Here is a 25,435-nt window from a genome sequence, read left to right as displayed (position 1 = left end):
CTGTCTCGAGTATTCTCCAGAGAAAAATGTATTCATGGTCGGAAATTGTGAAGGGAATTAATAATCCTAAGTCTATCATCCGAGAGGCTAATAGATATTTTCATACGTTTTCCAGATCAATCTTGAAAAACAAACAGGGAATAGATATTTTTGAGGAAGAGTGGGATAATCTTCTCATTCTTGATGCCTGTCGATACGATACCTTTGTTGATATCGTTGATCTCCCAGGACGGACTGAGTTCCGCATCTCCCAAGGAGCAGCGACTTATGAATTCATCCGTCAAAATTTTGAGAACAAAACCCTTCACGATACAGTCTACGTCGGAGGAAATACCTGGTTCCTCAAACTCAGAGATGATATCAACGCTGAGATCCACGATTTCCTTGATTTGCAACATGGAGATACCGATGTTGAGTTCGCAGTTGAAGAGCTTGATGTCCCTAAACCGAAGTCCGTGACAAATGCAGCACTGAAAGCGCACGAACGATATCCAAACAAACGCCTCATTGTTCACTATCTCCAGCCACATCATCCATTTATAGGACAACAAGGGCGCGAATGGTTTTCTCACCAGTCAAGCTCGCTAACAGAGGTCATCGATCAGACGCCGAATATCACTCAAGAAAAAGTCCAGAAAGCCTACCGTGAAAACTTGGAGCTTGTTCTCCCTGAAATAGAAAAACTGATTAGCGAGCTACCTGGACGAACCGTCATTACGGCCGACCACGGTGAAATGCTTGGTGATCGCCATCAGTTTGTACCTTTTCGGGATTACGGTCATCACGAGGGGATTTATAATGACGAGCTTATCAAGGTCCCCTGGCACATCGTTGAAAGGGAACATCGCAAGCAGGTGGTTGAGGAACCTCCACAATCTAAGACCACAACTAGTAAAGTGGAAATTGATAAACGACTTCGCGACCTCGGCTATAAGATATGACTTGCTCACATCATCCGAATTGCCTCATATGCCGGTGTCAATTTATACTTCCTAAGGGGAGGTTTCACATATGACTGACGTGTCTTTAGTGGGATACGCGGATATTGGGTCACAGCCTGGACAAGATTTTACCGAATTAGCTAACGCCTTATTCGATGAAAGAATTCTATCGCAGGCATACTGTAGAGGTATTGAGGGTACTGAGTTGCCCGAGGAGCGTGTTACCACACCAATTCCATTCGGTCGACGTTTCCCGAGATTAATCAATGGTATCGGGAGACATGTTTACGATATACAGAACAGATATTATTCTGAGTATATGTTTGACTATTATTCAGCAAAAAGGATCTCAAAGACGGACGATATTCAACTCCATTTTTCTCCAGGATATCCAAAAACATTAGAAAAAGGAAAAGAACACTCTGATCAAGTAATAGTACGAACTGCTACAGAATATGAAAGAGAAAAAAAGAAGAGATTGGCCCCAGAATATAAAAAATATACAATTAATAGCTACCCAATACCCAAAAAGAGAATAAAAAGAAGAGAGGAAACGATAAACAAGGCAGACAAAGTCATAGCTATCTCAAAATTTGTTAAAGAATCGCTTATAAACGGAGGTGTACCGGAAAATAAGATAGATCTTGCTCCGTTTGGAGTGAATTCAGATGACTACCCCACCAAAACTGAAGACATAGATAAATTCACAGTTTTATTTATTGGAAGTATAAATATAAATAAGGGGGTTCCTTACCTTCTTGATGCGTGGCAAAAAAATGGATGGGAATATGATAACGAAGCCCAACTCATTCTTGGTGGTAGGATCTCTCCAGAATTGGAAGAGATCATTGAGGAGAAAAATATAAACAACCTAAAGACACCCGGGTATGTTGAACCTCGAAATTACTACCAAAATGCGTCCGTGTTTTGCTTTCCTTCCCTTTCGGAAGGATTCGGAAAAGTAATACTTGAAGCGATGGCCTCAGGACTCCCTGTTATTTCTACAGAATATACCGGAGCACGAGATGTAATGACTGACGGTGAGGAGGGATATATTGTGGAAACTAGAGATTCAGACGTGATTGCCAATAAACTTCAATACTTGCGAGATAATCCAGAAGAAAGAAAACAGATGGGAGATAAAGCATTACAAACTGCTAAAGAAAACCCATGGGATAAGCACACTAATAAAATTATTGATATAATTTCCGACGATAACAATTCTAAGTAGTCTGTCTTCGGAATATTCAACACAATATGTCCTCATCTTCTCACCGTACAATAGTTAAACAAATCTTCGGGACAGGCGGATTTGAATTGATCGGGCAGTTGGCGAGTTTTCTCGGAGTTATCGCATATGCGCAGTTGGTTCCACAGAGTATCCTAGGATCTTACTTTCTCTTAGTGGCGATTCTTGGTGTTATATCGTTTATTGGCGCGACTGGTGTCTCAACGAATATAACCAGACGAATCAACCAGTCTTCGAGTCCGGAAAAGGAGTTAATGACTGCTACAGTTTTTGAGGGCATCGTTACGGTACTACTTATTGTCTGTATTTTTCTTGCTCAGCCGGTCATCAACGGCTTTGTCGGGCAAACGTTCGGAGTGGCACTTCTCATCTTGCTGCCTGTGAGTACTTTCTCTCTTCTCACAGGTGCTGTACTTCGGGGCGAAAAAAAGAATACCCGCGCCATGATCCTACGGACAATTCAGAAGGTCCTTACATACTTTATCGGAAGTGTTGCAATTATTTTTGGTATTGACCCGCGATTCGCTCTCATGGCGGGGTTGTTTTGTGGGAAATTTTTCGAATTCGGAGGTGGCGTTCTAATGATGAATATCAGTCCGTCGGGGATACCACAACTGAAAGAGCTTCAAGACCTCGCTCGGAAAATTGTAGATCTAACGGCTACAGGGTTGGGGAGCCTTGGTCAGGAATGGGTCGATACACTACTCATTGGCGCAATTTCAACCCCAGAAATGGTTGCGATCTACGAAGTCGCGTGGCGGCTCTCCGCGGTTGGATTGACCGCCACTAATGCCGTGGCATCAGTTTTCTATCCGCGATTTGCTGAGGCTGTTGATCGAGAAAACCACCACGAGATACAGCGATGTACTGGCAAACTATTCTTTTATATCAGTGTGCTAATGGTCGCTCCCCTCGCTGGTGCACTTGCCATCGGAACTGATCTCGTTACGATCATTTTCGGCACAAGCTATGCCGCAGCATATTTGCCCCTGGTCGTACTCCTGGCCGGACGGATCCCCTACAGTCTATCGAGGATCCTCGTCCAATTGGGATACAGTTACAACATCGATAAAGGGGTAGCACGTGCAAGTCTCTCGGCAGCCGTACTCAATGCAGTTGTCAATCTCTTCTTGATCTCGTGGATCGGCATCGTTGGCGCAGCCATCAGCAGCCTCATCTCGTATATCGTTCTCGCAATGCTCCTGTTCCAGTTATTAGCCGACCGAGTCGGGTATCCAAAGTTCAAACAACTGTTCGCCGGCGTCGTCGCTTCCGGTGTCATGTTCGTGGCCGTCAAACTCCTCTCAAAAATGGTTCCCTCAAACATCGTGTCCCTCATCTCACTGGTAATCGTCGGGGGTGCTATATTCGCGATTGTACTGGTTGCCCTGAATCGCACTGTCAGATCCGATCTATTCGATATCGTCGAGATGATCAAGGGTTGAATTCAGCTATCGCAGCACTTGCTGTAACGAAATCCGGATCGTGCTGTTTCGCATACGAGACCATCTCCTCTAACTTTTTTTGTCCGGTTTGGTTCAATCCATGAGCGTGAACAGACAGACAAAAAACACCGTCTTTGCTCTCGATGTAATCGAAGGCACGCTTACACCAGTCGAGATCGGTTTGACGATTGAGACGGTGAGAATAGACTTCCCGGTGAGTTCCGTAGTCAATCGGGAACGGATATCGAAATTCCTTACGGTAACGGGCATAGAAAGCCAGGAACTTCGCGTAACTAGCCCACCATTTCGGATGTAACTGACCCTCTCTTGGACGGGGGCCGTATCCTCGGACAATGTCCAGCCCTGCATTTTGAACCGCTCGTACTCCTTTATTCGACAGACGAACGTGGGGTGGGGCGAATAATTGAATCGTGCTCTCAAACGCGCTTTCTAATTGATCACGTCCATCTTTAACCTTCTCAGCTAGTCGTTCTCCGGAGACGAATTCCGGATCTCCGTTGGGTGCATCGTGGTGATAACCATGTAGAGCAAGTTCGACGGAACCATCCCGCAATCGATCATTTAAATACGAGACCAATTCTTCGTTTTCCCCTATCGGCATAGGTAATGATTCAGTCGGCTTAACCAGGGCATCTGAATCTGGAGAGATCATAGGAATACAAGCGAGAGTGATCGGAACATCGTCCCATATTGATCCAAAAACGGATTCCAATACAGATGGACCGGTGTAGTAATTTGTATCGTCGTCTCGAATACAGAATTTCATGATATTCGTCTGCCTGCCTATGATTTAGAAGAGTATTCGCGGAACCTTGACTATGGTGATTCCAGTTCTACTCGATCATCTCGTTAATTTCAGCAGGAGGAAGAACTCGATCATAAATCCGTATCTCATCGAGCGACCCTGCATAGCCATTTCCCGAGGGTGTAAAGAAGCGGTTGCCAATACAGGGTTTCTCTCCCTAGTTTAATTCTCCCGCGGAAACCTCGTCACGTGCCTTTTGTGTGCTGTCGATGAATATTTTCCGAGCTGATCCGTCGTATGTCACCACGATCTGTGACCATGTTTTCTTCTCAACTCTACCAGCTCTCAATGGTTCCCCGTCGTACCTCGATAGCTGGAAACTCACTGTCCCGTTTTGTTCCAGGTTTAGAAGAGCCCCGCTTGTTGTTCGTAAGAGTACAACCCAATCATACACATCTGTGAAATCAAGTGCCGTTGGGTACGCCGATGGGCCAATCGTAAACTCCTGTAACGACTTTGTGGATGCCTCTACATAGTCTGATCCTGTCCGTCAAAAGTTAATGTCGACCCTGACTGCCCGCCATCGGTCCACTCGGCACCGTGGATCCGCCCATGGTGTCCACTAACGCGATCATAAGCCCACTCATCCGTACCCTCATCGAACGACCAATAGGCAAATCCGTCCCGCTTAAATCCCGAACGAAGTGCTCCCTCCAGGACATCGTTCTCAGAAACAGTAATTCTCGTATTATCAATCTCGCACGTCCCAGGTAATGGTAATATCTCCTGATAGACACCGTGCTCACCGATATCCGACTCCATCGTAATCGATTGTGATTCCCCACCAATCTCCGCCGACATGTCGATGGTCACAGTTGAGTTCGCCGGCGCAGGACCAGTCACTTTCGCCCCCGGAACGAGCGTAAACACCCGCAACGAATCGCAATTATCCATCCAGACAATGCGGTAGTGATCCGTCCCGGCCCCGAGCTCGTCGCTTCTGAGTTCATCGTGAATTGTCTCTGTTCGCTCCCATTCGGGCGATTCTTGGTTTACGACTATAAATCCGACGCGATTCCGTAATCGCTCATACCATTCCCCGCCATTTCCAGAGTTGATGAACCCCTCATAATTCCCAAATGCAAATCCATAGCTCGAAGATTCCCCGTTCACGAACCAGTTATACACCCGATTGCGCCCCCACGAACTGAACACGTAGTTTTCGGGATACTTCCACCCTCGTTCCGCAGAATACTCCCGCATGAACTGGGCAGCCTAGTACATCGACTCGTCGATCAACAACTGAGAGTGCTTGATCGGCGTGTTCAAAATCCCGAGCGACCCGACACCCAGCCAGAGCCCCATCAACGACAACGCGTGCCGCCGCTCCGGCCACTCCAGGTCCTCCGTTTCGGTGACGTCTTCACCCGAGGACAACCCACGTTCCTCTGACTTCCCCGCCTCATAACCGAACGGCTGTAGATACGCCGCCAGATCCACCCACGCAGCCACGTGCACGAACCCCAACCCGCCGAACACCGCCGTGAACAGCGTTAACTGCCCGGCAAACCGATTCTGGATCACCGACAGCAACAGGAACCACCAACGCGAGCGCGCCGACGAGCCCTAGCGTCGCCACCGGCCGCTCGACGTGCAGGTCCGGTATCGAGATATCCTTGAAGAAGCTCCCTGCCGAGTTATTGCCCGTAGAAGTCCCCGCCGTTCGATCGTTCGTCTCTGCCTCCATGCCGAGCGCCCGCTTGACAGCCGCACGATCGGCGAGCGCGTACTCGCCGTCGCGCTTCTCGACGACGCCACGCGAGACCAGCTCGCCGAACGTCCCCGAGTCGAAAGGGACGTCATCGAAGGTCCAGGTCTTCTCGGCTGCGTCAACGTCGAGCAACTCTGTCAGTCCGTCCGAGAGGGCAGGTTTCTCTTCGAGGAGTTCCGCAGTCGTCGCCTCCACGACAGTCATTACTCCTACACATTTTGCCTGACTCAATAAAGTCACGGGTCGGGGTGATCGGTAGTGTTTCGGTAAGCGAATTCGGCTGTGAACACCCACCCGCCACTTCCGCCACCCACGTAGCCTGGTCCAGCAGGTGGTCCCACGGAGCCCGGCCAACCAGCCGTACGGGTGGGACTGAAAGGGGCTGCTCGCTCGCGTTCATATAATCGCCTGTGGGACCGCTATCCGAGCGACCAGCGTGAGCGAGGATATGTCCCACAGCGACCGCGAGCGAGCAGGGGCTTTCAACAGCCATCGCTTCCCCGTCGTCGCTGTTGGATCCAGCAGTCACGCTGCCTACTTAGCGGGGACTGTCCCAGGCTCCGGACCACTGCCGAAACCGGTGTGACGACCCACAGGGAAGCTTGCCCGACTCATGGCTGATACGATCGCAACCGAAGCGACGTCGTACCTCGGCGGTCTTTTCGACGAACTTCTCACGCTGGCGGTGTTGGGCCTCCTGGGACGCACGGAAGCAGATGTGTGGTCGGCTGGTACAGAATTCCGTGAGAAGTTCGGTTTTCCCAACCCGGCGGCGGCCGTAGACCACGGATAAATCGTGGCCCGACGATTCAGTCGCCGTCTCGAGAGCGTCGAGTTCCGCCGTCCGGTCGTAGATGGTCATTCTCTCGACGATAATTACTGCGATAATCACTCATGCCTTCCTGTCGGTCTCGACGCCAAGTGCGTTTGGCGGCATCCAAAACTGATCCAGCCCGCTGTCTCGACCCGCGACACCCCAACTATGTCGAACGCACCCCGACAGAAAGACTTATGCAGCCAGTTACTCACTTTATGAGTAACACATGACGATACTCGTCACCGGCGGCGACGGACACATCGGTTGGCCGACTGCACTACGCATCGCGACCCGAACCGACGACCGCGTCATTCTCGTCGACAACTTCGCGCGACGGGAGTGGGTCGAGGAGGTCGGCTCCGTCAGCGGCGTCCCGATCACCTCGATCGACGAGCGCATCGAGGCCGCAGAGGAGGTCCACGGTATCACGAACCTCTCGTTTGTCGAGGGCGACCTCGTCGAGAAGGCCTTCGTCGACGAACTCCTGGCCGTCCACGAACCCGACACCATCGTGCACACGGCCGCCCAGCCGTCCGCACCCTACAGCCAGATCAACGGCGAGCGCGCCAACTACACCCAGCACAACAACATGCAGGCGACGCGGAACCTGCTGTGGGGCCTGGAGGAACACGACCTGACGGACACCCACTTCATCGAGACGACGACGACCGGCGTCTACGGCGCGCCCGAGTTCCCGATCCCCGAGGGTGGAGCGACGATGGAGAACCAGGGCGAAGCAGACGAGGTCCCGTTCCCGGCGATGGCTGGGAGCTGGTATCACCTCACCAAGAGCCACGACGCGGCGAACTTACGGCTCGCCAACTCGCAGTTCGACATCCCCATCTCGGACGTGCGGACGGCGATCACCTACGGCACGGGGACCGAGGAGACCGAGGCCGATCCGCGGCTTGCCACCCGCTTCGACTTCGACTACTACTTCGGCGTCGTCGCCCACCGCTTCGCGGCCCAAGCCGTCGCCGGCTACCCGATGACCGTCTACGGCAAGGGCGAGCAGCGCAAACCGTTCATCGCCATGGAGGATGCCGTCGAGGGACTCGCAGAACTCGCGCTCATCGATCCCGACGACCGGCCGGACGACCACGTCGTCTACAACCAGGTCACGCGTGCGATCTCCATCGTCGAGGTCGCCGAGACCATCGCCGACGTCGCCGGCGAGTTCGATCTCGACGTTGACGTCAAACACTACGAGAACCCCCGCGACGAGGACGAGACCCACAAGATGGAGATCGAGAACGATCGCTACGCCGACCTCATCGACGGCCAGGACACGACCTTCGAGGAGGGCGTCCGGTCGATCCTGGGAACCCTGGTCGAGTACGACGATCGGATCACGGCCCACGAGGATCGGTTCCTCCCGGGCGTGCTGACAGACGACGAGGACTGACCGACTGTCATGGACGTACTCGTAACGGGCGGGATGGGCTACATCGGCAGCGCATTGCTGCCCCTGCTCGCCGACGCCCCCGACGTGGGCCGGATCGTCGTGCTCGACTCGCTCGCCAGCGGGTCGCCACGCCATCTACTCGAAGCGCGCGTCGACGGCGATCTGGAGTTCCGACGCGGCGACGTCAGGGAGTACGGCGACGTCGAGAGCGCCATGCGCGGGGTCGACACGGTGATCCACCTCGCGGCGATCACCGGTGCGGCGAGCACCCACGACCGCCGCGAAGAGACGATGGCGGTCAATCTGGAAGGCACCGAGAACGTCGTCACCGCGGCGCGGAAACTCGATGTCGGGAACCTCGTCTTTGCCTCCTCGTGTAACAACTACGGCCGCGCAGCGACGACTGACATCGACGAGACGACCGAGCCCGATCCGCTGAATCCCTACGCTGAGGCGAAAGTCGCCGCCGAAGACGCCGTCGCCGACTTTGCGGACGAGACCGACGCGAACGCGACTTCCCTCCGGATGAGCACAAACTACGGGTTCGCCCCCGGCGTCCGGTTCAACCTGGTGGTCAACCACTTCGTCTTCCGGGCGTTGACCGGCCGGCCGCTGACGGTCTACGGCGACGGGTCGAACTGGCGGCCGTTCATCCACGTCCGGGATTCCGCCCGGGCGTTCGCCCACGCAGCACGCAACCCCGACTCGTGGCCGAAGGCCGTCTACAACGTCGGCAGCGAGGCTGGCAATTACCGGATCAGCGAGATCGCTGACATCGTCAGCGAGGAGGTTGCACCTGTCGACGTGACGTATCTCGAAGACGAACATCCCGGACCCTCCTATCACGTCAACTTCGACCGCCTCGAAGAGACCGGGTTCGAGCCCGAATGGACGCTCCGGAATGGCGTTGGCGATCTTGCCACCGTCCTTCGCGACCGTCAGGAGATCGATGCATGACTGAGAATGATTCCTTCGACCCCGACGAACCGCTCTCGATCGCTGTCACCGGCGCGGCGGGCTTCATCGGCTCGCGCGTCCTCGACCGCCTCCAGGCGGCCCACCCGGAGTGGGAACTCACGGCGATCGACAACTTCTATCTGGGCAAAGTCCGTGAGGTCGGCGACGTCACCATCGAACACGTCGACGTCCGGAAGCGCGACCGCTTGGCAGACGCTCTCGACGGCTCCGACATTGTCATGCACCTCGCGGCGGTCAGTGGCGTCGACGATTGCGGCGATAACGCCGACCTCGCCTACGAGACCAACGTCGTCGGGACGCACAACGTCGCGTGGTTCTGTCGCCAGACCGGCGCGGCACTCGTCTTTCCCTTCAGCATGGCCGTGCTGGGGGATCCCCAGTCGTTCCCGATCACCGTCGAGCAGCCACGCGACCCGATGAACTGGTACGGTCGGACGAAAGTCCTGGGCGAGCAGGCCATCCAGACCTACGCCGACGGCGCGTTCCCGGCCCACCTCTTCCTCAAATCGAACCTCTATGGCAGCCACGAAGTGGGCGACAGGGTCGTCTCGAAGGGGACGGTCATCAACTTCTTCCTGGGCCGACTCTTCGACGGCGAGACGCTCACCGTCTACGAGCCGGGCACCCAGGCACGCAACTACATCCACGTCAAGGACGTCGCCCGGGCGTACGTCCGGAGCGCCGAACGCCTCGAAGAACAACTCGCCGCTGGCGAGACCGGCGTCGAGCGCTACGAGATCGCCAGCGACGAGGATCCGAGCGTCATGACCGTTGCCGAGCAGATTCAGGAGATTGCCGGCGAGTACGGCCTCGACGCCGATGTCGATCTCGTCGAGAACCCCCGCGCCGGCGACGAGACGCTCGTCTCGGAGTTCGGCGTCGACACGTCGGCCGCCCACGAGACGCTCGGCTGGGAAGTCCGACACTCCATCGAGGAGACGGTCCGGGAGCGCCTCGACCGTCAACCGGACTGATTCATCGACAGGCGGCCCCGGTTTCGCTCGTGAGCGCTTCTGGACTCAGGGACACTGCCCCACGTCGAATGACTGCCGTTCGGATCCTTGGTCGACCGATTTTCGTTCCCCGGAATCCAGGGAGACGAGCATCGCGAGCCCGCCGTAGCCGTGGGTCTGGTCGTGGCCGCGGACGACGACACAGCTCACGTCGTCCGGAATCTCGATCGTCGCCGATCGCGTGAACGGTTGGTTCGCATGAGCGTGGAGTAGTTCTCGCCGCCCCAGTTGCGTCCCGTCCAGCCGTTCGACCTGCCACCAGTTCGCGTATCCCTCCTCGCCGTGGTCGTCGTGATGCAGGCTCACGTCAAATCTGACCCCTCCGTCGACGGCCTGGAACTCGACCCCCACGACGTTGGCTTCCCGTCGATCGAGCGTCTCGGACACGTTCGTGGTTGTGGCCGGCGTGTTTTCCTCGGTCGTCCCGGTGCCTGTGTCGGATGGCTCCCCGTTTTCGCTGGTTGTCGTGTCTGACGTCGCTACCGCTGTCTCCGCATCTTCCCGTGTCGTCGTGTCTCCGTCCATCGACGTGTTCCCGTCCTCCGGACCCGTCTCCCGGTCCGTACAGCCCGCAAGTCCGATGGCCCCGGCGGCGAGACTGGCCAGAAACTGTCGCCGTGGCCCTTTCTCCGGTCTCATGCCTGCGTTATTTCCGTCAGACGGATAACCGTTTCTCGGCTGTGTGCGTTCTCGCCGAAACGACGGGCCGAATGCAGAACGACTCGCAATCGACATCGCCTCGTGCAGCCGGTAGCCCCAACGACTTTCTTCCCTCCGGTCGACGTATTCAGAGATGTCCAGTGACAAGACACTCCGCGAACTGGCCGACAAGAACGACCTCACGCTCGGTGCAAGCATCACGGCAGACGCATTCAGGACGTACCCCGACGATCCGGCGGTCGCACAGACGCTCACGCGGGAGTTCAACGCCGTCACCACTGGCAACGCACTCAAGATGGGGCCGCTGCGCCCTGAGCGCTACACCTACAATTTCGAGGATGCCGACGCCATCGTGAACCTCGGGGTCAAAAACGACCTGCTGGTTCGGGGCCACGCGCTCGTCTGGCACAACCAGACCCCTGGGTGGTTCTACCCCTGGGAGTACACCGACGACCAGCTCCGGGAGTTCCTCCGGGACCACATCCACACCGTCGCGGGTCGCTATCGCGGGAAAGTCGACGTCTGGGACGTCGTCAACGAGGCCGTCGCCGACGACGGTACCATGCGCGAGACGGCGTGGTACGACGCGATGGGCGAGGAGTACATCGACCTGGCCTTCCAGTGGGCTAACGAGGTCGCCCCGGAGGCTGACCTCTTCTACAACGACTACGGCATCGACGAGATCAACGAGAAGGCCGACGGGGTCTACGCACTCCTCGAACGCCTCCTCGACCGCGGTGTCCCCATCGACGGCGTCGGCCTCCAGATGCACGCCTTTCGCGCCCAGGAGTACGTGACGCCCGAGGCCCTCGGCGAGAACATCCGGCGGTTCAAAGACCTCGGGCTGGACGTCCACGTCACCGAGATGGACGTCGCCTACGACCGGGAGAACGTCCCCGAGGACCACCTGGAACACCAGGCCCAGTACTACCGCGACATCCTCGAGGCGTGTCTCGACAACGGCTGTGACACGCTGGTCACCTGGGGGGTCCACGACACGGCCTCCTGGCTGCGAAACTACGACCAGACGATCACCGACGACCCGCTGCTGTTCGACGAGGACTTCGATCCCAAGCCCGCCTACTTCGCGATCAAGGACCTGCTGGCGAATCGGGACTGAGCGAATCAGGTCAGCAACATCCCTGTGTTGTCGGGGCCTGCGATCGCTTGCGGAAGACGCACGCTGGGGCCTGAACATGTCGGTTGTGTCTGTTTTGAGCCCAACAACTAAACCCTGTCAACGCCAACGTTGACGTAACAATGGCCACCGCTGACGAGCAGATACGAGTGAGCGACCGGGTGAAGCGAGAACTCGACCGCCTCCGGCGGGAGAACGAGAGCTACAACGATGTGCTCGAGCGCGTCCTCGACGAGGAGAAGCTCGGTGACTTCTACGACGGGTTCGGTCGATGGTCCGACGAGGAAGCCGACCGCGTCCGTGAGGCCCGCCGCAAGTCAAAAGAGAAGCGAAAGCAGCGACTGCGAGAGCGAGGTGCGGACACGGCATGAGGGTCCTCGACGCGACTTTTCTGATCGACTATCTGGACGGCGTCGAAGCGACCAAAGCGTTCTATGAGGCACATGGGGGCGAGAACGAACGCTGGGTGATGCCCGTTCCGGCCTACGCTGAGGCACTCGTCGGCGAGGGGAACCTGCCGAGTGGCGACGTCGACGGTGCTCGTGGAGCTCTCTCGTGGGGTGAGACGTACGCCGTCGACGAGCGGACGGCCGTGACAGCGGGGGAGATCGCGGACGAGGTCGGATCGAGTGGGCCGTATTTGGACGGCCTTGATGCGCTGATCGCCGCCGTCGGCAGGGAACTGGATGCGCCAGTGGTCTCCGGCGACAGTGACCTCACGCACCCAGAGACGAAGCACGTGATCGACGTCGAAGAGTATCGCGAGCCCGAACACGACCACTAACTCGTCTCGGCTGCTTAGTTACTCACTTGGGCAATCAGCAAGCGGATTTTTGGCTTCGGACAGCTCAACAGCCACGTTACTCTCCCCCGAAACCGGCCGCTAACTGTCTAGGAATCCGGGAAAAGCCGATATACGTAGTGGGCGGGCGCGAATCCGAATGGACTGGTAACTACCTCCCCCATTTGTATCGGGTCCCCGATTCTGTGAACCGCTCGGTTCCGCTATACTTATTGGCCTACATTTTCTTCCTGAATTATGGTCGTAAGTCTGGCTGCGTACGTTCATGCATCAATCACCACTGATTCCCACGAGTTCAACGGCGGATTTGCAATCTTCCTGTTGATCGCAGATGGAATCATTGCGAGTGCCATCGCTTCGTCCATCCCAGTAGCTGCCTGACGAACCGACCAGTGCCACGAATCGAAACACCGCTCCTCTGTAGCTATCGAATCGGCGTCGACTTTCCGGAAGGTTGGGTCTCGGATTGGATCCCCGCGACTCTTCCGTAGCTCCCCATCGCCGGTGAACGTTTTGAGCTGATCGGAGTCGTCCTCGCTTGCCATGTACGATTCATTCGGTCGGCTGATCATGGAAGGCCGCGCGGCACTGCCGGCGGGCCGATCGAGGGCGGCTGGTGGGCCGCCAGTGTCGGTCTCGATGCTCATGGCCGACACACCCCCTCGTCGAGCGCGGGGCACCGCTGAGACGGCTCTTCGATGTACCCGCCGCAGTAGTTGCAGATGGGCGGGTATTCGGACTCCTGACGCTCGTCAACAGCCACGGGGACCACCCCCTAAACCGGCCGCTAACTGTCTAGGAATGCGGGAAAAAGCCCATATACGTAGTGGGCCGGCGCGAATGTCGAACTCGGGAATACGGTCGCGCTCACTTCGCTCGCGCGCTGCGACTTCCCTGCTCGAATTCGCGCGGCTACACGGACTTCCCGCTCACGAGTTTGTTCGCGGGAAAGGTAGTGGGCCGGCGCGAATTCGAATCGCGGTTACGGCCACCCGAAGGCCGAAGGATACCAAGCTACCCCACCGGCCCGCGCTCTATAGTTGCCGAGGTTTGCCTTTAACTCTTGCGAGACTGGCCGAGTCGGGCGAATCAGCTATCGTGGCGTGTTGCCGCTGCAACACTTATCCCCGCCGGGCACCTTTTACCCTGTATGCCCGAAGAAGTCCTCTTCGAAACCGAGCAGTCCATGTCCCGCGCAGACATCGCCACGTACCTCCGCACCGTGGCCGACAACCTCGAGGGCGGCGACGCGATCACGCTGGAAGCCGGCGACCAGTCGGTGACGCTCGAACCACCCGCCCAGCCGACCTTCGAGGTCAAAGCCGAACGCGAGGGGCCGGTCGATGGCTCCGGGGAACTCTCCATCGAACTCGAACTCGAGTGGGACGAGAACGCCGACGGTGGGACCGAGGGCGACGGCGAACTCCGGATCGAGTAAGCCCCTCACTAACGCCGTCCGATCGATCAATAGCGCTCGTAGCCGTCGGTATCGAGATAGTTGTGGACGACGCTGATCGCGTGATCGGCGTGGATTGCGTTCGGCCCGAGACTGACTCGTTCGGCGTTTAACTCATCGAGCAATGCTTGCTCTTCCTCGGTGAAATCCCGGTGATCCGAGAGGACGAAAACGGGATCGTCCGGCACGGCACGCTCGACAATCGGCCTTCCGTCCTCATGAAGCTGGAGTAGCGTGCCCTCCTCGGCGGCGTCCCGGAGGGCCGCTTCGACGCCCCGCCGGGCGAGATAGATTCCGGGCGACGTCTCGACCGCCTGGTGGCCGATCGCGCCCTCGCGCTGTTCGAGCGCGCTCCGAACTCGGGCGGCTGTGCTCCGCTCGTCGGGGTTGAGTCCCTGCAATTTCGCCCCCTCGAAGCGAAGGGTGAACTCGTCACCGAGAATCAGCCGAAATCGAACGTCCTCACGAAGGCCGTGCGAGCGGAGGAACGCCGCAGTGATCGACCGGCTGAGCAGGTCGAGCCGTCCCGCCGCTCCGGGCAGATCCTCCAGCGGGAAATCGGGCGTCGTCGGTGCTTCGTGACCGATCACGACGAACTGGCGCATGGCTCTGGATGGGATCCAGTGGCTCTTACGTGCGTCGCTGTTGGCTCGAACGCCGGTCGATCCTCGCCGTCCCGAAGGTACCCATCGAACGCATCGGAACGAAAACCTACATTACATCCCACTCCGATCGACGACCTGTGAGACAGTGGCAGCGCGGACTGCTCGTGATCGGGCTTGCTGGGTTACTCCTGGGGATGGGTGTCCACTATGGGGCAGTCGAGGAGGATCACTGGCCCTACCCTGAAGCGGATGAAATCGCCGGTCAACCGGCGGAACACATCGGCGAGGAGCTGTTCCTGTTCGGCACGGTGACCGCCGTCGACGCCGACGCGGAGACGGCGACGATCCGCGTCGCTGCATCTCCGGAGTCGATCTCGATCACCGTGCAGTCGTTCGATCGGGCTGCCCAGTCCGGTGGGACCGTGCAGGTGCTTGGCGAACTCACGGACGAGCGAACCGTTGATGCCGACCGCGTCGTCGTGGTCAACGACTCCGGCGGTGCGGAGTGGTACAAGTACGGTGTCTCCGTGATCGGCGCAATTGTCGTCCTGATCGCGTTCTTCAGATACTGGCGCATCGACACGGACTCCTGGAGCTTCGGGGTGCGTCACGATGGCTGATCTGCTGTCGACCGTCCTCGTGACCTACGCGGCGTTTACGATCGCCAGCTGGTGGATCGACGGCCTGGATCGCCGCTGGATCGTCGTTGCGATGGGCGGGGCCGCGATCCCGGATCTCGTGAAGATCCAGATCCTCGTCGAGGAGAGCACAGTCGAGAACGCACTCGGCCTCCCGTTCGACTATGCGCCAGTGGCGAGCGTCGCGGGCGTGGCAGTCGCCGCGGGTATCATCGCCCTCTGCTTTGGCAAGCGGTGGCGACGGAAAGCCTATGCCGTCCTGGTCGCGGGGGGCGGGTTCTCGCTTTTGATCGACGGAATGCGCGTCTACGCGGATAGCTTTGCGGGCTTCTATCTGTATCCGCTGTGGGTCCGTCCGCCCACGCCAAATCTGTTCGTCTCGTCGGATCCCGCCGTACTGGTCGTTGCGTTGCTGATCAGCGTGATGACGTTCGGTCTCGACCGGTGGCGCACGTCGACGCAGTCCTGATTTCCTCGAGAGATTCTGCCTGCAGCGGCCGCTGATAGGGGCACAGAACCAGTCTGAAGATCACACTACTCGTTTGGCGGCCTCAATCGTCGGCGACACCAGCATCGCCCGAGGACTCGCGGTGCTCGCTCATCGTCTCCCAGACCTCCGCACAGCCACACCCGTCCTCGACGTCGTCGAGATGCTCGTAGTCGGCGTCGTCTGTCTCACTCATGTGTTACTCAGATCCTTAGTAACTCAATTTACCTCCAGACTTAAATACGTTTTGGGGACGGGGTACCGTGCATCGGAAGCGGTGTCGCTGACCCGGAAAATCCCATGCGAAGAATTGACACAATCGAAAGAAACAGGAGACAGCTACTGCTGGTGTCGGGTATATGATAGTGACTGTCACCCTGAACCCCGCTGTCGATCAGACGATCAAGATGAACACGGGACTCCAATCGGGGAGCGTCCAGCGGAGCACCGAGGCCCAGTTCACTTCGGGTGGTAACGGCGTCAACGTCTCGCAGTTCCTCCAGGCCCTGGGCTCCGAGACGGTGGCGACGGGGCTTATCGGTGGCTTCACGGGATATTTCATCGAAAACGATCTCGCCACGTACGATGTCTCGACGGATTTCGTCTGGGTTGAGGGCGTGACCCGCATCAACACCACGATACTGACACCCCGAAACGAGTACCAGCTCAACCAGACGGGGCCGACCGTCGATAGTGACGTGATCGACGAACTGATCGAGATCATCTCCCAGCACGACCCGGACACACTCAACATCGGCGGGAGCCTGCTACCGGGGATGGACGCGGCCGACGTCGACCGGATCGCGACCGCCGGCGACTGGGACACCGCCGTCGAGGTGCCAGGCGAAGTGCTGTCCGAACTCGACGCCGACTACGCCTACTGCAAGCCGAACCGCGAGGAACTCGAGGCCGCGACCGGCCACGAGATCGATTCCGTCACCGACTGTGTCGATGCCGCAAAGACTCTCCAGGAGCGGGGATTCGAATGCGTGATCGCTTCGATGGGCAGCGAGGGGGCGGTGATGGTCACCCCCGAGGAGACCCTCTACGCCCCGGCGCTCGATGTCGAAGTCGTCGACACGCTCGGGGCCGGCGATTCGATGCTCGCCGCGGTGCTGTGGGCCCGCGAACAGGGCTGGGACGCCGAGCGCGCGCTCCGGGCCGGCGTGGTTGCCTCGGCCCAACTGGTCGGCGTAATGGGGTCGAGCGTTCGCGAGCTCGATCCGGAACCGCGACTGGACGAGGTACGCATCTGGGCGCTGGACGGCTGACTGTCGGTTCCGTCGGCCCCTAGCTGCTCAGAAGAACTGAAAGAGGTCGTCGCGCTCGGCCTCGTGGAGGTGGTCCCGGACAGCCTCCGTGAGCGGATCGATCGAGCCGCGCTTGGCGGTGATCGGGGCGATCGTCCCCTGCCACTGTTTCCAGGGTGGGTGGAGCCCCAGCCGGTCACACAGTTCGTTCAAACGTTCGTCGCGGTCGTCGACTTTGTCCATCTTGTTGACGGCCACCACCGGGGGGATGCCCACGTCCCGCAGGAAGTGAAACAGTTCGACGTCGTGGGGGATCTCGTCGGGTCCGGAGTGGCGGTCGATGATGTCGATGACGCTCTTGCCATCGACGACGAGCACCCCGACCAGGATCGAATCGGCATTGGCTTCGATGTACCGGACGACGTCGGTCTTGATCTGCTCGCGGACCTCGTCGGGGACACCCTTCATGTAGCCGAATCCGGGGAGGTCCGTCAGCACGAAGTCCTCGCTCGTCCAGTCGTAGTGGTTTGGCTCCTGGGTGACGCCAGGGCGCTGGCCGGTGTCGAAGGTGTGGCCGGTGAGCTCGCGCATCAGCGTCGACTTGCCCACGTTCGACCGTCCGGCGAGGACGACCTCGGCGCTCCGATCCGGCCGCGTCTCGAACATACCGTCTCTACCCTGTCGAGGGCGAAAAGGCTGTCCTGTTAGTCACAGTAGCCCGGGATCGATCTGCCGGCCGATCAACAGGAGTCCACCGACGAGGAGGACGATTGCGATCGGAACCAACAGTCGGAAGGCGGTGATGAGCGTCGCGCTGGCCTGGACGCCGATCACGACCAGTATGGTCGGGCCACAGCACGCTGCTCCCGACAGGAGGGCTGGAATCCCGGCGAGGACGCCCGTCGAGGATTCGAGTCCGCATGCGCGGGGTTGGGTGTACCCGAGGTACGTGAGCGCGACGTTCGCCCCGACGAGGCCCGCGAGAACGGACGCCACGATCAGGTTGAGCGGCGCGAACAGATAGCTGACTGGCCCGACCGAGACGAGCGCGATCGCGTCGAACCGGAAGAAGCCGCGACTGACCAGGGCTCGCGAGAGATCGTCGGCGATCCGAACCGTGACACCCTCGGAGCCGGTGATCACGGAGAGGTCGCCAACGGTGAACAGATACACCACCACGTAGAGCAGGGATGCGCCGAGAAACGCCAGCCGTGTGTCCCATCGGGTCCCGGCGATTTTGAGGGCAACTCCTGTTCGAGCGACGACGCCGACGTCGCGTGTCGAGATGGCGGGGTCGTTCTCAGGCATACAGCGTGGTTTCGGGATAGAATCCGCTCCAGGCGAACCACATCGCGTCGAACGCCAGGATGCGCTCGCCGGGCGGTGACGACGGGGCATACGTCTCGCCCGCTTCGTCGACGAGCTGACCGTCGCGGTACTCGAACTGTTCGTCCTCGGGGTTCCCGAAGACGTAGCCGGTGTCGAGCGTCGGTTCGTAGACCGCCACCACTGGCGATCCACCGAGTTCGCCGTTGATGAGTTTCTCCGCTCTGAGTGTGTCTTTCAGGAACGCGGCCGCCCCGTCGGCACTCCGAGCGCCGATGACGACGCGTTTGCGGGCCAGTTGGCGGTCCCCGGAGAAGGCTGGAAACCGTGGGTCGGACTCGGGGGAGTAGTATCCAGTCCGAGGGTTGTACGACCCGTATGGATCCAGGCCGTACTCCCTGGCGAATCCCGTCTTCGTCGAGAGGGCCCTGGTGTCGGGGTGGACCGCGGTCCAACGTTCCCACGTCGTCCAGACGACCCGGAACTCCCGGAGGGAACGGATCGCCGGGTCGTCGTTCCAGGGGCCGGGGATCGCGGTCGCCAGCACCTGTGGCCACCATGTCTCCGTGGCCCTGTCGTACATGATCAGGTTGTTGTTCGCCAGCCGGCCGGAGACGCCGAAGGTCGTCTCCCCGCGCTCGAATCCCATGGCCGTCCCCGTCAGCGGACAGTACGTGACGGCGATGGGGCGCCCGTCGATACTGTCATTACAGATCTCGTGGTGGACGAGAATCCGCTGTGGATAGGCTTTGGCCGTCTCTCCGGTAGCGATGCCGAAGACAGGATCCCCCGGCTCCAGTTTCTCTGTGGCCGCGTCTGCGGGTTCGAACGTCGGATCGTCGATCGACGGGATCCCGTCTTTCGGTGGCCCCCCTGAGACGGCCCGGTTCTTGAGCCGCGCTGGCTCCATCGGAAGGGGGTGGCGTTGCTCGGCCGTCGGCGGCCCGCTTTCGGCTGATTCGCTCCGATCAGTCGACTCCTTATCGGCGGCGGATCGGGGCTCGTCGTTGCCGGTCCCGCCCAGACAGCCGGCGAGTGACGTGGCTCCAACGCTTGCGAGCACGGCTCTCCTGGTCACGTGACGCCGCATGGTCAAATCGACGTTCTTCTCGGGTAAAAGTGGGCGCTAACCACGAAGTAACCGGAAAACGGCCTTCTCGGCCGAACCGATCACGCATCGGCACGGATCGACGAACGGATCAACGGACGTTCTCGAGTGCCGCCAGCGCTTCGGCGGCCTCGTGGGCGGCTTCGAGGGCATCTTGCGCACGGCGTGGGTCGTCTGTCGCCTCCGCCTGGCGGGCAAACGACGACAGCGTCGCGACGAGTGAGTCCCGCGCGTCTTGCAGGTCGCCGGCACCGTGAGACGGCGGTCGCTGCTCACCGGGTTCGAGTCCCGGGACGTCGACACGCTGCCCGGGCTGGGCACTCGACGGCGGACTTGCCGTCTGGCCCGAAGCCCCGGGCTGTCCGCCTTTCCCTGTCGATACGTTCTCCGGTGATTCGACCGCCTGCTCATCCGGTGTATCTGTGGTGTTCGCCGCCGGCTCAGCTGGCTGGCTCGCCGCCGCGCTTTGGGTTTCGGGTGTTCCGTCGTCGGCTGTTGCCGTATCGTCGGCTCCATCGCCGGCGTTCGTTCCGTCGGCTGCGTTCTCGCCGGCTGCCTGCTGACAGGTCGGGCAGAACTCCTGGCCGTCGTACCGGAAGATGGGATCGCCACACGTCTCGCAGTGGGTATCCGTCATCGTCGCGCCCTGCAACAGCAATTCGCTCATCTGTTCGGTCGCCTCGCGCTTCTTTCGATCCTGCTCGAACTGTTCGCGGAGGCGCTCGCGTTCGGCCTCCTCGTCAAAGTCGCTCATGTGTCTAGAGGGCCGGTCAACGGACATAGACGTTGCGACCTCCTGGCCGGTCGGGATCGACCGACGCGAAATCCCTACGCTGACAGCGTCAGGGACTCCTCGTCCAGCGCGACCTCGTAATACCCGTGGGAGTTCCACTCCAGTTCCGTGCCGTTCTGGGAAAGCGTCCCGCCGTCGACGGTGACGCGCACGTGGCGGCCGGCCGGGAACTCCTCCGGCACCGTCCACGACCAGACGGCTTCCCCGTCGGACGCAGTGACGTCGGCGGATTCGAGGAGCGCCTGGCCGCGCCAGTACGCGCCGACAGTGGCAAGCGTGTCGATCCAGACGTCGCCGGTGGATTTGGCGTATTCGATACTGTCCGTGATTGCGTCGATGTCGACGGGCGCGTACCACTCCTGGTCGGTCGGTGAAATCGAGTGGAAGGTAAATATCTGCCACTCTCCGTTGTCCCGTGCGTCGTCGATCAGACCGGTGAAGGTCTCGGCCGTGTCGCCCTCCTCGGCCACGTAACACGGCAGGTCGTACGGGTCGGTGTTGTCGTTCGGGCCAATGGCACCGCCACCAAGCTTGCGGTTGAGAAAGAGATCGGACTGCTCGGCTGGCTCACTCCAGCCGCTGTCGCCGTAGGGTCCTGCCATCGTCCAGACGTCTTCCTGTCCCAGCGTCTCGGTGATGTATTGGCTACACTGCTCGATCTCGGTTGCTGGATCCGAAAGCGCCTCGCCGAAGGAGCTCTCGGTCATATCGACGTACGGATGGCTGACGGTTTGATTGCCGAGTTCGTGGCCATCCTGACCGGCCTGCGTCCAGCCCTCCTCGAACCCCGAGACGTCGTCCTCGACGTTGACGGAGAGATAGAACGACATGTTCATTTCTGTCGCCGCGAGCGCGTCGTAGTGTTCGAGCTGCGAGGGTTGGCCGTTGTTATATGAGTAGGTGACGGCCCCCTTGAATCCGGCCCAGTCGAGCACTTCGAGGCCGCCTACTTCGCCTGTCGGTTTCGGGACCTCGTTTCGGTCGGGCGTCGGCAATGGAGCCAACGGCCCGTTGGCCGACTGCGGGACTTCCGGATCCAGTTCGGTCTCCGTTTCAGTCTCTGTTTCAGTCTCGGTTTCCGCTTCGGTCTCCGTTTCAGTCTCTTCTGTTTCCGTTTCGGTTTCAGTCTCGGTTTCGGTTTCCGTCTGGGTTGGCGTCTCGCCCCCGATTTCTACCATACCCGACTGCTCCGGAGTGTTCGAAGTACCCGTCGGTGTCCCCCCGTTAGATGAACTATCGTCCCCACAGCCAGCGAGTGTGATAAGTCCAGATATTCCCGCAATCGTCAGAAATCGACGACGGTCGATCCGGGTTCGTGCCCCCGTATCCTGATCTGTCATGTGACGTGTGATATTTTAGGCTCAAAATACATGGGCCTTCATATTTTTGCTCATCAGTGGTCGGTTGTCCCGCGCTTCTTTCGATCCTGCTCGAATTGCTCGCGGAGTGGGTCGCGTTCAACCGCCTCGTCGATATCGCTCATCTGTATAGAGGGGCGGTCGGGTATTGACGGTTCGACCTGGGCCGCCAGCCATCGTGAACCGTCGGCTCGGATTCCCTATGCCGACAGCGTCAGGGACTCCTCGTCCAGCGCGACCTCGTAATACCCGTGGGAGTTCCACTCCAGTTCCGTGCCGTTCTGGGAGAGCGTCCCGCCGTCGACGGTCACACGGACGTGGCGACCGGCCGGGAACGACTCGGACAGTGTCCACGACCAAACGGTTTCCCCGTCGGACTCCGTGACGTCGGCGGATTCCAGTATCTGCTGGCCGCGCCAGTACGCGCCGACGGTGGCAAGCGTGTCGATCCAGACGTCGCCGGTGGATTTGGCGTGCTCGATACTGTCGATGATCGCGTCGACTTCGACTGGCGCGTACCACACCTCGTCGGTCGGAGCGATCGTATGAAACAGGAAGATTTGCCACTCACCGTTGTCCCGTGCATTGTCTATCAGATCGGTGAAGGTCCCGGCAGTGTCGCCCTCCTGGGCCATGTAACACGGCAGGTTGTACGGGTCAGTGTCGTCATTGGGAGCGACGGCCCCGCCACCGACCCCACGATTGAGGAAGAGATCGGACTGCTTGGCCGGCTCACTCCAGCCGGTGTCGCCGAATGGAGCAGCCATCGTCCAGACGTCTTCCTGGCCCAGATTGTCGATGATATACCGGGAACACCCCTCGATTTCGGCTGCTGGGTCCGCCGCTGGCTCGGCGAATGAGCTATCGCTCATATCGGCGTAGGGATGGCTGACAGTGTGGTTCCCGAGTTCGTGACCGTCCTGAGCGGCCAGCGTCCAGCCGCCTTCGTACCCATCGAAGTTCACGTTGCTGGTGAGATAGAACGTCATATTCATCTCGGTCTTTGCGAGTGCGCTGTAGTGTTCGAGATTCGAGGGTTGGCCGTCGTCGTACGTGTAGGTGACAGCGCCCTCGAATCCGGCCCAGTCGAGCACTTCGAGGCCCCCTGCATCCCCCGCCGGCTTCGGGACCTCGTTTCGGTCGGGCGTCGGCAATGGAGCCAGCGGCCCGTTCGCCGACTGCGGGACTTCTGGATCCAGTTCCGGTTCGGTCTCCGTGTCGGTTTCCGCTTCAGTCTCCGTTTCGGTTTCTGTTTCATCCGCAGTTTCGGCTTCCGTTTCCGTGTCGGCTTCCGTCTCCGTGTCTGTCTCTGTATCCGACGGTTTCGACGTTTCCGTCGGTGTTTCCCCGCCCTCTGTCGTCGTATCCTCCTCGCAGCCGGCAAGCGCTGCGAGTCCTGTTGCCCCCGCGATCGTCAAAAACCGCCGACGATCGACCGTCGTCCGCTCCCCCGTATCTTGGTCTGACATACGACAGTCCAAATTTTTGGACCCGCTCGATAAGCGTTGTGATATTTTATCTTCATGAATTGACGATAGTAATTTTAAACCTACACTTTCGAGACGAACTGATCGGTATCGGGGGTGAACTGACGATAAACCAACGGTCCTGATGTGGATTGGCCCCCGATGTGTTAGGTGAGTTACCATCGAAGGAAGCGGCCGTTCCGATACTTTTTCAATGCCCTCTGTGCAGGTAGGCGACAGGCATGGGTGACACGGAGCCAGTGGACGAACGCGACTCGCTCGTCGAGTATGGCATCGAAGACCGACCGCCGCTTTCCCGTTCCCTCCTTCTCGGCATCCAGCATTATCTGACGATGATCGGCGCGAACATCGCCGTCCCGTTGATTCTCGCATCGGCTATGGGGATGCCCGGCGATGTGACGGCGAAGTTTATCGGCACCTTCTTCGTCGTCAGCGGGATCGCGACCCTGGCACAGACCACGTTCGGCAATCGGTACCCGATCGTCCAGGGCGCGCCGTTCTCGATGCTCGCGCCGGCGCTCGCGATCGTCGGGGCGAACGTCGCAATCCCCGAACTGGCCGGCTGGAACGCCAAACTCCTCTTCTTACAGGGGGCGATCATCAGTGCCGCGGTGGTCGAAGTTGCCATCGGCTATTTCGGACTCGTCGGGAAGATCCGCGAGTATCTGTCGCCGGTGGTCGTGGCCCCGGTCGTCACGTTGATCGGGTTATCGCTGTTTTCGGCACCGCAGATCACTGACGTCAATTCCAACCTGGCCGGTGCACAGCAAAACTGGTATCTCCTCCTGTTGACGTTGGTCCTGATCGTCGTCTTCTCGCAGTATCTCAAAAACCGGAGCCGGCTGTTCAGTCTGTTTCCCATCCTGCTCGGGATCACGGTGGCGTGGCTGGTCGCGGCGATCGCCTCGGTCGCCGGGATCATCCCGTCCGGTGCGCCGGGATTTGTCGATCTGGCTGCGATTCAGAGCGCAGATCCGATCCTGGTCCATTATCCATTGATGTGGGGAATGCCGCGCTTTGAACTGTCTTTCGCCATCGGGATGTTCGCCGGCGTCCTCGCGTCGATCATCGAGTCCTTCGCCGATTATCACGCCGTCGCCCGACTCTCGGGTGAGGGCGCGCCATCGAAACAGCGGATCAACCACGGCATCGGCATGGAAGGTGTCGCGAACCTCTTCTCCGGGCTGATGGGGACCGGTGGATCGACCTCGTACTCCGAGAACATCGGCGCAATCGGGCTGACCGGCGTCGCATCTCGATACGTGGTTCAGATCGGCGCAGCGGTCATGATCCTGGTCGGGTTCGTGGGCTACTTCGGTACGCTCGTCGCGACCATCCCGGATCCCATCGTCGGCGGGTTGTACATCGCCATGTTCGGCCAGATCGTCGCTGTCGGGCTCTCGAACCTGAAGTACGTGGATCTGGACTCCTCACGGAATCTCTTCATTGTCGGGATCGCCATCTTCGCCGGGATGGCGATTCCAGCGTATATGGGTAACATTGATACTGCGGCCACCCAGATCGATGCTGTCGACAGCGGGTATGAACTGCTCCGCCAGGGGATGGCCGACGTGCCACTGTTCGGCTCGATACTCAGTACTGAAATCGTTTCCCAGACCGTCTACATCGTCGGTGGCGTCCAGATGGCTGTCGGTGGGGTCATCGCGTTCGTGCTCGACAACACGGTGCCGGGGACTCGCGAGGAACGTGGCCTGGTCGCCTGGGAGGAGATGACCGAAGGCGACGACGAGTTCACGTCGGCGATCGAACGCGTCTCCGATCGACTGGGGAGTGAGCGCCCACCGTTCTCCGGGGACTGAGCGGCGCGCCCATGGGCAGCCACGGCGCTCTCGACGACAGCCGGTCGATCCGATCGCCCCCACAGCCCGTGGCCCCGATGTCGGCACTGCCGTTCCGGGGACCATCGGACCGAACGGGAAAA

Annotated in this window: 27 protein-coding genes, 1 tRNA gene and 2 pseudogenes; 14 read left to right on the top strand and 16 right to left on the bottom strand. The window is 59.2% G+C overall.

Annotated elements, in window-relative coordinates; all coding sequences use genetic code 11:
- The first annotated feature begins 122 nt into the window (after positions 1–122).
- The 3 genes from HUTA_RS15000 to HUTA_RS05475 all read left to right on the top strand — a co-directional run bounded on the left by HUTA_RS15000 (position 123) and on the right by HUTA_RS05475 (position 3,635).
- Positions 123–941, top strand: coding sequence for a hypothetical protein (locus HUTA_RS15000; RefSeq protein ID WP_245529133.1), 819 nt, complete (start codon positions 123–125; stop codon positions 939–941).
- Positions 942–1,011: 70 nt separating this feature from the next.
- The gene (locus HUTA_RS14995) at positions 1,012–2,172 is read left to right on the top strand and encodes a glycosyltransferase family 4 protein (protein ID WP_015788875.1); all 1,161 of its coding nucleotides are present in this window, start codon (positions 1,012–1,014) and stop codon (positions 2,170–2,172) included.
- A gap of 26 nt (positions 2,173–2,198) precedes the next feature.
- Complete coding sequence (locus HUTA_RS05475; protein ID WP_015788874.1) at positions 2,199–3,635, top strand: lipopolysaccharide biosynthesis protein; 1,437 nt, start codon at positions 2,199–2,201, stop codon at positions 3,633–3,635.
- On the opposite strand, the gene HUTA_RS14990 is transcribed toward HUTA_RS05475, so the two are convergent.
- The 5 genes and pseudogenes from HUTA_RS14990 to HUTA_RS15240 all read right to left on the bottom strand — a co-directional run.
- Complete coding sequence (locus HUTA_RS14990; RefSeq protein WP_015788873.1) at positions 3,625–4,422, bottom strand: DUF2334 domain-containing protein; 798 nt, start codon at positions 4,420–4,422, stop codon at positions 3,625–3,627. The genes HUTA_RS05475 and HUTA_RS14990 overlap by 11 nt on opposite strands.
- Before the next feature lie 196 nt (positions 4,423–4,618).
- Positions 4,619–4,936, bottom strand: a pseudogene (locus HUTA_RS14985) (LamG-like jellyroll fold domain-containing protein); the annotation flags it as partial.
- 740 nt (positions 4,937–5,676) lie between these two features.
- Positions 5,677–5,838, bottom strand: a complete 162-nt coding sequence (locus HUTA_RS15535) for a hypothetical protein (RefSeq protein WP_169304883.1) — start codon at positions 5,836–5,838, stop codon at positions 5,677–5,679.
- A 25-nt stretch (positions 5,839–5,863) separates the two neighbouring features.
- On the bottom strand, positions 5,864–6,376 hold the full coding sequence (locus HUTA_RS05460) for a hypothetical protein (protein WP_049941207.1): 513 nt from the start codon (positions 6,374–6,376) through the stop codon (positions 5,864–5,866).
- 445 nt (positions 6,377–6,821) lie between these two features.
- Positions 6,822–7,034, bottom strand: a pseudogene (locus tag HUTA_RS15240) (ATP-binding protein); the annotation flags it as partial.
- Positions 7,035–7,215: 181 nt separating this feature from the next.
- Here HUTA_RS15240 and HUTA_RS05450 point away from each other — a divergent pair.
- From HUTA_RS05450 to HUTA_RS05440, 3 genes are read left to right on the top strand one after another with little or no spacing between them, the layout of a single operon-like run.
- Positions 7,216–8,394: an NAD-dependent epimerase/dehydratase family protein gene (locus HUTA_RS05450; protein ID WP_015788871.1), complete on the top strand. Its 1,179-nt coding sequence runs from the start codon at positions 7,216–7,218 to the stop codon at positions 8,392–8,394.
- Between the two features lie 9 nt (positions 8,395–8,403).
- Positions 8,404–9,351, top strand: coding sequence for an NAD-dependent epimerase/dehydratase family protein (locus HUTA_RS05445; protein ID WP_015788870.1), 948 nt, complete (start codon positions 8,404–8,406; stop codon positions 9,349–9,351).
- Positions 9,348–10,346 carry an NAD-dependent epimerase/dehydratase family protein gene (locus HUTA_RS05440; RefSeq protein ID WP_015788869.1) on the top strand — a complete coding sequence of 333 codons (999 nt, stop codon included), beginning with the start codon at positions 9,348–9,350 and terminating at the stop codon, positions 10,344–10,346. The genes HUTA_RS05445 and HUTA_RS05440 overlap by 4 nt, the downstream gene beginning before the upstream one ends.
- Before the next feature lie 45 nt (positions 10,347–10,391).
- On the opposite strand, the gene HUTA_RS05435 is transcribed toward HUTA_RS05440, so the two are convergent.
- Positions 10,392–11,024 carry a hypothetical protein gene (locus HUTA_RS05435; RefSeq protein ID WP_015788868.1) on the bottom strand — a complete coding sequence of 211 codons (633 nt, stop codon included), beginning with the start codon at positions 11,022–11,024 and terminating at the stop codon, positions 10,392–10,394.
- A 154-nt stretch (positions 11,025–11,178) separates the two neighbouring features.
- Here HUTA_RS05435 and HUTA_RS05430 point away from each other — a divergent pair, with 154 nt between their 5' ends.
- From HUTA_RS05430 to HUTA_RS05420, 3 genes are all read left to right on the top strand, one after another.
- A complete protein-coding gene (locus HUTA_RS05430) occupies positions 11,179–12,165 on the top strand; it encodes an endo-1,4-beta-xylanase (protein WP_015788867.1) in 987 nt (328 codons plus the stop codon).
- A gap of 140 nt (positions 12,166–12,305) precedes the next feature.
- Positions 12,306–12,554: an antitoxin VapB family protein gene (locus HUTA_RS05425; RefSeq protein WP_015788866.1), complete on the top strand. Its 249-nt coding sequence runs from the start codon at positions 12,306–12,308 to the stop codon at positions 12,552–12,554.
- The gene (locus HUTA_RS05420) at positions 12,551–12,967 is read left to right on the top strand and encodes a PIN domain-containing protein (protein ID WP_015788865.1); all 417 of its coding nucleotides are present in this window, start codon (positions 12,551–12,553) and stop codon (positions 12,965–12,967) included. Before HUTA_RS05425 ends, HUTA_RS05420 begins: the two co-directional genes overlap by 4 nt.
- A 281-nt stretch (positions 12,968–13,248) precedes the next feature.
- Here the strand turns inward: HUTA_RS05420 and HUTA_RS05415 are convergent, their stop codons facing one another.
- Positions 13,249–13,530 carry a hypothetical protein gene (locus HUTA_RS05415; RefSeq protein ID WP_143920334.1) on the bottom strand — a complete coding sequence of 94 codons (282 nt, stop codon included), beginning with the start codon at positions 13,528–13,530 and terminating at the stop codon, positions 13,249–13,251.
- Between the two features lie 411 nt (positions 13,531–13,941).
- Positions 13,942–14,014 (bottom strand) — tRNA-Pro (locus tag HUTA_RS05410).
- Positions 14,015–14,135: 121 nt separating this feature from the next.
- On the opposite strand from HUTA_RS05410, the gene HUTA_RS05405 reads away from it, so the two are divergent.
- The gene (locus HUTA_RS05405) at positions 14,136–14,423 is read left to right on the top strand and encodes an amphi-Trp domain-containing protein (RefSeq protein ID WP_015788863.1); all 288 of its coding nucleotides are present in this window, start codon (positions 14,136–14,138) and stop codon (positions 14,421–14,423) included.
- A 26-nt stretch (positions 14,424–14,449) separates the two neighbouring features.
- Here the strand turns inward: HUTA_RS05405 and trmY are convergent, their stop codons facing one another.
- Entirely contained in the window at positions 14,450–15,046 is a 597-nt protein-coding gene (trmY, locus tag HUTA_RS05400; RefSeq protein ID WP_015788862.1) for a tRNA (pseudouridine(54)-N(1))-methyltransferase TrmY, read from the bottom strand.
- A gap of 137 nt (positions 15,047–15,183) precedes the next feature.
- On the opposite strand from trmY, the gene HUTA_RS05395 reads away from it, so the two are divergent.
- Entirely contained in the window at positions 15,184–15,666 is a 483-nt protein-coding gene (locus tag HUTA_RS05395; protein WP_143920333.1) for a hypothetical protein, read from the top strand.
- The gene (locus tag HUTA_RS05390; RefSeq protein ID WP_015788860.1) at positions 15,659–16,153 is read left to right on the top strand and encodes a hypothetical protein; all 495 of its coding nucleotides are present in this window, start codon (positions 15,659–15,661) and stop codon (positions 16,151–16,153) included. The genes HUTA_RS05395 and HUTA_RS05390 overlap by 8 nt, the downstream gene beginning before the upstream one ends.
- Before the next feature lie 82 nt (positions 16,154–16,235).
- On the opposite strand, the gene HUTA_RS15985 is transcribed toward HUTA_RS05390, so the two are convergent.
- Complete coding sequence (locus tag HUTA_RS15985) at positions 16,236–16,367, bottom strand: hypothetical protein (RefSeq protein ID WP_015788859.1); 132 nt, start codon at positions 16,365–16,367, stop codon at positions 16,236–16,238.
- A 163-nt stretch (positions 16,368–16,530) separates the two neighbouring features.
- Between HUTA_RS15985 and pfkB the strand changes: the two genes are divergently transcribed.
- Positions 16,531–17,442 carry a 1-phosphofructokinase gene (pfkB, locus tag HUTA_RS05385; protein ID WP_015788858.1) on the top strand — a complete coding sequence of 304 codons (912 nt, stop codon included), beginning with the start codon at positions 16,531–16,533 and terminating at the stop codon, positions 17,440–17,442.
- A 27-nt stretch (positions 17,443–17,469) separates the two neighbouring features.
- Here pfkB and engB read toward each other — a convergent pair whose 3' ends face one another.
- The 6 genes from engB to HUTA_RS05355 form a co-directional block, all read right to left on the bottom strand.
- Positions 17,470–18,087, bottom strand: a complete 618-nt coding sequence (gene engB, locus HUTA_RS05380) for a GTP-binding protein EngB (protein WP_015788857.1) — start codon at positions 18,085–18,087, stop codon at positions 17,470–17,472.
- A gap of 42 nt (positions 18,088–18,129) precedes the next feature.
- Positions 18,130–18,729 (bottom strand): hypothetical protein, encoded by a 600-nt coding sequence (locus HUTA_RS05375; protein ID WP_015788856.1) that lies wholly within the window; start codon positions 18,727–18,729, stop codon positions 18,130–18,132.
- A complete protein-coding gene (locus HUTA_RS05370) occupies positions 18,722–19,837 on the bottom strand; it encodes a DUF3179 domain-containing protein (protein ID WP_015788855.1) in 1,116 nt (371 codons plus the stop codon). The genes HUTA_RS05375 and HUTA_RS05370 overlap by 8 nt, the downstream gene beginning before the upstream one ends.
- A gap of 109 nt (positions 19,838–19,946) precedes the next feature.
- Complete coding sequence (locus HUTA_RS05365; RefSeq protein WP_015788854.1) at positions 19,947–20,609, bottom strand: Sjogren's syndrome/scleroderma autoantigen 1 family protein; 663 nt, start codon at positions 20,607–20,609, stop codon at positions 19,947–19,949.
- 74 nt (positions 20,610–20,683) lie between these two features.
- Entirely contained in the window at positions 20,684–21,826 is a 1,143-nt protein-coding gene (locus HUTA_RS05360) for a polysaccharide deacetylase family protein (protein WP_015788853.1), read from the bottom strand.
- 380 nt (positions 21,827–22,206) lie between these two features.
- Complete coding sequence (locus HUTA_RS05355; protein ID WP_015788852.1) at positions 22,207–23,475, bottom strand: polysaccharide deacetylase family protein; 1,269 nt, start codon at positions 23,473–23,475, stop codon at positions 22,207–22,209.
- A 239-nt stretch (positions 23,476–23,714) separates the two neighbouring features.
- Between HUTA_RS05355 and HUTA_RS05350 the strand changes: the two genes are divergently transcribed.
- Complete coding sequence (locus HUTA_RS05350) at positions 23,715–25,313, top strand: uracil-xanthine permease family protein (RefSeq protein WP_015788851.1); 1,599 nt, start codon at positions 23,715–23,717, stop codon at positions 25,311–25,313.
- Positions 25,314–25,435: the final 122 nt, after the last annotated feature.

The sequence above is a fragment of the Halorhabdus utahensis DSM 12940 genome, from assembly GCF_000023945.1.
GTDB lineage: Archaea > Halobacteriota > Halobacteria > Halobacteriales > Haloarculaceae > Halorhabdus > Halorhabdus utahensis.
The sequence above is the reverse complement of the archived record's forward strand: the minus strand, read 5'-3'. Positions and strand labels throughout refer to the sequence as shown.